Source organism: Micrococcus sp. LASM2_SD2 (genome assembly GCF_057364565.1).
Genome location: NZ_JBNFOB010000198.1, coordinates 1 through 4,528 on the forward strand (window position 1 = coordinate 1; position 4,528 = coordinate 4,528).

Sequence of the window (4,528 nt, forward strand, 5' to 3'; positions counted from 1 at the left end):
GCCTCGAGGCCGTGCTCGAGGAGCGTGCGGCCGTCGGACAGCGGCGCGAGGGCCTTCGGCATGCCCGCGCCCAGGCGGGTGCCGGAGCCCGCGGCGGCGAGCAGGACGGCGGTGGACATGGGGACTCCTTCGGCGGGCGGGGTGCTCCCCTCATTCCTACCCCACGGGCATTCCGGCCGCACGGACGGGAGGAGACGGGGCGCGGCGAGGACCCGACGTTCTCCCGAACGAAAGCGGTGCCGGACTCGACGATCTCCCGAACGAAAGCGTGGGGAGGGAGTGGGACGGGCGGGACGGGTGGAGCCCCTGAGGGCGGGGAACGCAGACGACCCGCCCGCTGCGCGGTGCAGCGGACGGGTCGTCGACTCAATCCTGTGCGGGCCCGGACTCAGCCCTCGAGGGTCTTGTCCAGGATGCCCTCGGCCTCCTCCTCGGAGACCTTCTTCGCCAGGGCCAGCTCGGAGACGAGCACCTGACGCGCCTTGGACAGCATGCGCTTCTCGCCCGCGGACAGGCCGCGGTCCTGATCGCGGCGCCACAGGTCGCGGACGACCTCGGCCACCTTGATGACGTCGCCCGAGGCAAGCTTCTCCAGGTTCGCCTTGTAGCGGCGGGACCAGTTGGTCGGCTCCTCGACATGCTCGGCCTGCAGCACCTCCACGACGTGCTCGAGGCCCTCCTTGTCCACGACGTCCCGGACTCCGACGAGGTCGACGTTCTCCGCCGGGACCTCGATGGTCAGGTCGCCCTGCGCCACCTTGAGCTTGAGGTACATCTTCTCTTCGCCCTTGATGGTCCGCATCTTGATCTCCTCGATGCGAGCTGCACCGTGATGCGGGTAGACGACGGTCTCTCCGACCTCAAAAACCATGTATTCGGCCCCTTTCGTGACACCTCAGTCTATCACGGGCGCACCGCCGCGCGGAGTGTCGGACCGAGGGCGGACAGCGGCGCTGTGATAGTGGACCGCACCGCCGTCACGGGCACGGGCAGGACGACTTGTGCGATAGGCTGACCTCAACCGTCCGCACGCCCGCGTGCGCCCTGGTCCGCACCGCTTTGAGGAGATCATCGTGAACACCGTCGCCACCCGGTCCGCACGCCTGCGTCGCCTGGGCGCGGGCTCCGCCGCCGCCGTCGCCCTGCTGGCGGCCACCGGCTGCAGCGCCGTCAGCCCGATCGCTACCGGCATCCCGTACTCGCCGAGCGACGGCATCGTGGCCGACATGGGGGACGCCGGCGTGCGCAACCTCGCGGTCGTCTCGACCGGCGCCGAGGAGCAGGGCCGCGTGATCGGCTCGGTCGTGAACAAGTCCCAGGAGGACATGACCGTCACCGTCGAGGTCTCCAGCACCTCCCAGGACGTCGACGTCCCGGCCGGCAAGGTCGTCTCCCTCGAGGACGAGGAGTTCATCGTGGACCAGGCCGGCGCGGACGCCGGCCAGTACACCGAGGGCGCCCTCTCGGTGGACGGCGAGTCCCAGGACGTGCAGGTCCCGGTCCTCGGCCCCACCATGAAGGAGTACCAGGACCTCGTCCCCGGCGGCTTCGACGAGGCCGAGTGGACCGACCACCTGCACGAGGAGACCCACCACTACGGTACCGAGCACTGACGCTCGCCCCGCAGACACCGCGAAGGCCCCGCCTCCCCATCCGGGAGGCGGGGGCCTTCGCCGTGCGGCGGGGCCGCGGCGCCGCCCGCAGGGGACGGCGCCGCGGGCACTCAGGCCTCGAACTTGTAGCCCAGTCCGCGCACCGTCACCAGGTGGCGCGGGCTCGAGGGGTCCGGCTCGATCTTCGAGCGCAGGCGCTTCACGTGCACGTCCAGGGTCTTGGTGTCCCCCACGTAGTCCGAGCCCCACACGCGGTCGATCAGCTGGCCGCGGGTGAGCACCCGGCCGGCGTTGCGCAGCAGCATCTCCAGGAGCTCGAATTCCTTCAGCGGCAGGGAGACCGGCTCCCCGTCCACGGACACCACGTGGCGCTCGATGTCCATGCGCACCGGGCCGGCCGCCACGGTGGTGGTCACCAGCTCCTCCGGCTCCCCCTGGCGACGCAGGACCGCGCGCACACGCGCGACGAGCTCGCGGGAGGAGTACGGCTTCGTCACGTAGTCGTCCGCGCCGAGCTCCAGTCCGACCACCTTGTCCACCTCCGAGTCCTTCGCGGTGAGCATGATGATCGGCACGTTGGAGCGCTGACGGATCTGCCGGCACACCTCCGTCCCGGACATGCCCGGCAGCATCAGGTCCAGCAGGACCAGGTCCGCGCCGGAACGCTCGAACTCGGCCATCGCGGCGTTGCCGTCCGCGGCCACCGAGACCTCGAAGCCCTCCTTGCCGAGGAGGTAGGACAGCGGATCGCTGAACGACTCCTCGTCCTCCACGATCAGGATGCGGCTCATGCGCGTTTCTCCTTCCGAAGTGCCTGTCGGCTGGGGGCGGCGCCCGCCAGGGCCCCGCCGTTGCGGGTGGCGTCGACGTCGTCGACGCTGTGGTCATGGTCCCCGCCGCTCCACAGCGGCAGGCGGACGGTGAAGGTGGAACCCCGGCCCGGCTGGGACCACAGGGTCACCTCTCCGCCGTGGTTGGCGATGACGTGCTTGACGATGGACAGCCCCAGGCCCGTGCCGCCGGTCTGACGGGACCGGGCGGTGTCCACGCGGTAGAAGCGCTCGAAGACGCGCTCCTGCTCCTCCGGGCTGATGCCGATGCCCTGGTCCGTCACCGTGACCTGGGCGAGGCCGTCCACCGCGGACAGGCCGACACCCACCGTGGTGTGGTCCGGCGAGTAGCGCACGGCGTTGTCCACCAGGTTGCGGACGGCCGTCATCAGCTGGTCCGCGTCACCGTGCACGGGGTGCGGGATCGAGCCGCCGACCTTCAGGGTGATGTCCCGTGCGTCCGCGGTCAGACGGAGGCGGTCCACGGCGTCGGCGACCACCTTCTCCATATCCACCGGACGCCCCTCGTGGACGATGTCCTTCGACTGCAGCCGGGACAGCTCGATGATGTCCTGCACCAGTGCGGCCAGGCGCACGGACTCGATCTGCAGCCGGCCGGCGAAGCGTGCACCGCGTCCTCGTCCTCCGCGGCGTCGTCCAGGGCCTCCGCCAGCAGGGAGATGGCGCCGACGGGCGTCTTCAGCTCATGGGAGACGTTGACGACGAAGTCGTTGCGCATCGCCTCGGTGCGGGTGATCTCGGTGCGGTCGTCCGCGAGGATCAGGATGTGCTCGTTGTCCAGCGGTGCCACGCGGAGCTGGACAACGATGCTGCCCTGCCCCAGCGGGCCGCGCGGCAGCTCGTAGCGCCGCTCCACCGTGACGCCCTCGGCGCGGACACGGCCCGTGAGCTCGCGGAGCTGGTCATGGACGAGGCGGTAGCCGCGCACCAGGCCGAACGCATACGCCGAGGGGTTGGCTCGGACGACGCCGTCCACGGCGTCCACGACGACGTAGGCGCGCCCGATGACGGAGAGCACCTCGGCCGCACCGGGCGGGAGGGTGGGCTCGTCGACCGTCAGGTCGACGGTGCGGCTGCGCCCCGAAGCCCGGAACGCCAGCATGGAGGCCACCCCGACGGCGAGGCCGATCGCTCCGCAGAGCAGGCCGATGATCACGGGGTCCACGCCCCCAGAGTAGCCGGTGGGAGGCGCTCAGGACCCGCCCGGCGGGCTTAGTCCGCAGGCCAGCCCCAGTTCAGGAGCTGTTCATCTGCACCCGCCACACTGTCCCTTCGGCCCTTTGTCCCCACGGGCCGTCCCGACCATCGCCTGGAGGCCCCATGCGCGAGCTGTTCCGCGCCAACCTGAGCCGCCTCGGCAAGGATCTGACGACCATCGCCGAGCTCGTGCACCGGGCCGCAGACGACGCCCGCGCCGCCCTGGAGACCGCGGACGTGCACCGCGCCGAGCAGGTCATCTCCGAGGACGCCCGCATCGACCACCTCCAGGAGCAGCTGGACGAGCAGGCCATCCAGCTGCTGGCCCTCCAGGCCCCGGTGGCCTCGGACCTGCGGACCGTGGTGGCCACCCTGAGGATGAGCACGTCGCTGGAACGCATGGGGGACCTCGCCCGGCACATCGCCCAGCTCACCCGCCTGCGCTACCCCGAGCTCGTGATCCCCGAGTCCGTGCGCCCCACCTTCGCCGCCATGGCGGACGACACCGTGGACGCCGCGGCGCAGATGGCCCTGCTGCTCGAGACCCAGGACCTCGGCCATGCGGACGCGATCGCCGAGCTGAACGAGCGCATCAACGGCCATCACGTCAGCGTGTTCCGGGCGATCGCCGCCCCCACCTGGAACGAGACCGCCGCCACCACCACGGACGTCACCCTGGCCTCCCGGTACCTGGAGCGCTTCACGGACCATGCCGTGTCCGTGGCTGGGAAGATGCGCTACCTGGTCACCGGCCGGTGGCCCTCCCACCAGGACACCTGAGCCGCACACCCGCAGACCAGGCGACGGGGCGCCGTCGGGACGTCGAGCATCGTCCCGACGGCGCCCGTCGTCCGTCGCGTCCGGCCG

The 4,528-nt window shown here is 71.1% G+C and carries 4 protein-coding genes and 1 pseudogene; 2 read left to right on the forward strand and 3 right to left on the reverse strand.

What is annotated here, in order from left to right; genetic code table 11:
- Positions 1-388 precede the first annotated feature (388 nt).
- Positions 389-871 (reverse strand): CarD family transcriptional regulator, encoded by a 483-nt coding sequence (locus AC2W7A_RS09785; RefSeq protein WP_485991193.1) that lies wholly within the window; start codon positions 869-871, stop codon positions 389-391.
- 202 nt (positions 872-1,073) lie between these two features.
- Between AC2W7A_RS09785 and AC2W7A_RS09790 the strand changes: the two genes are divergently transcribed.
- A complete protein-coding gene (locus AC2W7A_RS09790; protein WP_485991194.1) occupies positions 1,074-1,613 on the forward strand; it encodes a hypothetical protein in 540 nt (179 codons plus the stop codon).
- Positions 1,614-1,723: 110 nt separating this feature from the next.
- Here AC2W7A_RS09790 and AC2W7A_RS09795 read toward each other — a convergent pair whose 3' ends face one another.
- A complete protein-coding gene (locus AC2W7A_RS09795) occupies positions 1,724-2,404 on the reverse strand; it encodes a response regulator (protein WP_485991195.1) in 681 nt (226 codons plus the stop codon).
- A pseudogene (locus AC2W7A_RS09800) lies at positions 2,401-3,629 on the reverse strand (sensor histidine kinase). Before AC2W7A_RS09800 ends, AC2W7A_RS09795 begins: the two are co-directional and overlap by 4 nt.
- Positions 3,630-3,784: 155 nt before the next feature.
- Between AC2W7A_RS09800 and phoU the strand changes: the two are divergent.
- Positions 3,785-4,441 carry a phosphate signaling complex protein PhoU gene (phoU, locus tag AC2W7A_RS09805; RefSeq protein ID WP_485991196.1) on the forward strand — a complete coding sequence of 219 codons (657 nt, stop codon included), beginning with the start codon at positions 3,785-3,787 and terminating at the stop codon, positions 4,439-4,441.
- The last annotated feature ends 87 nt before the right edge of the window (positions 4,442-4,528 follow it).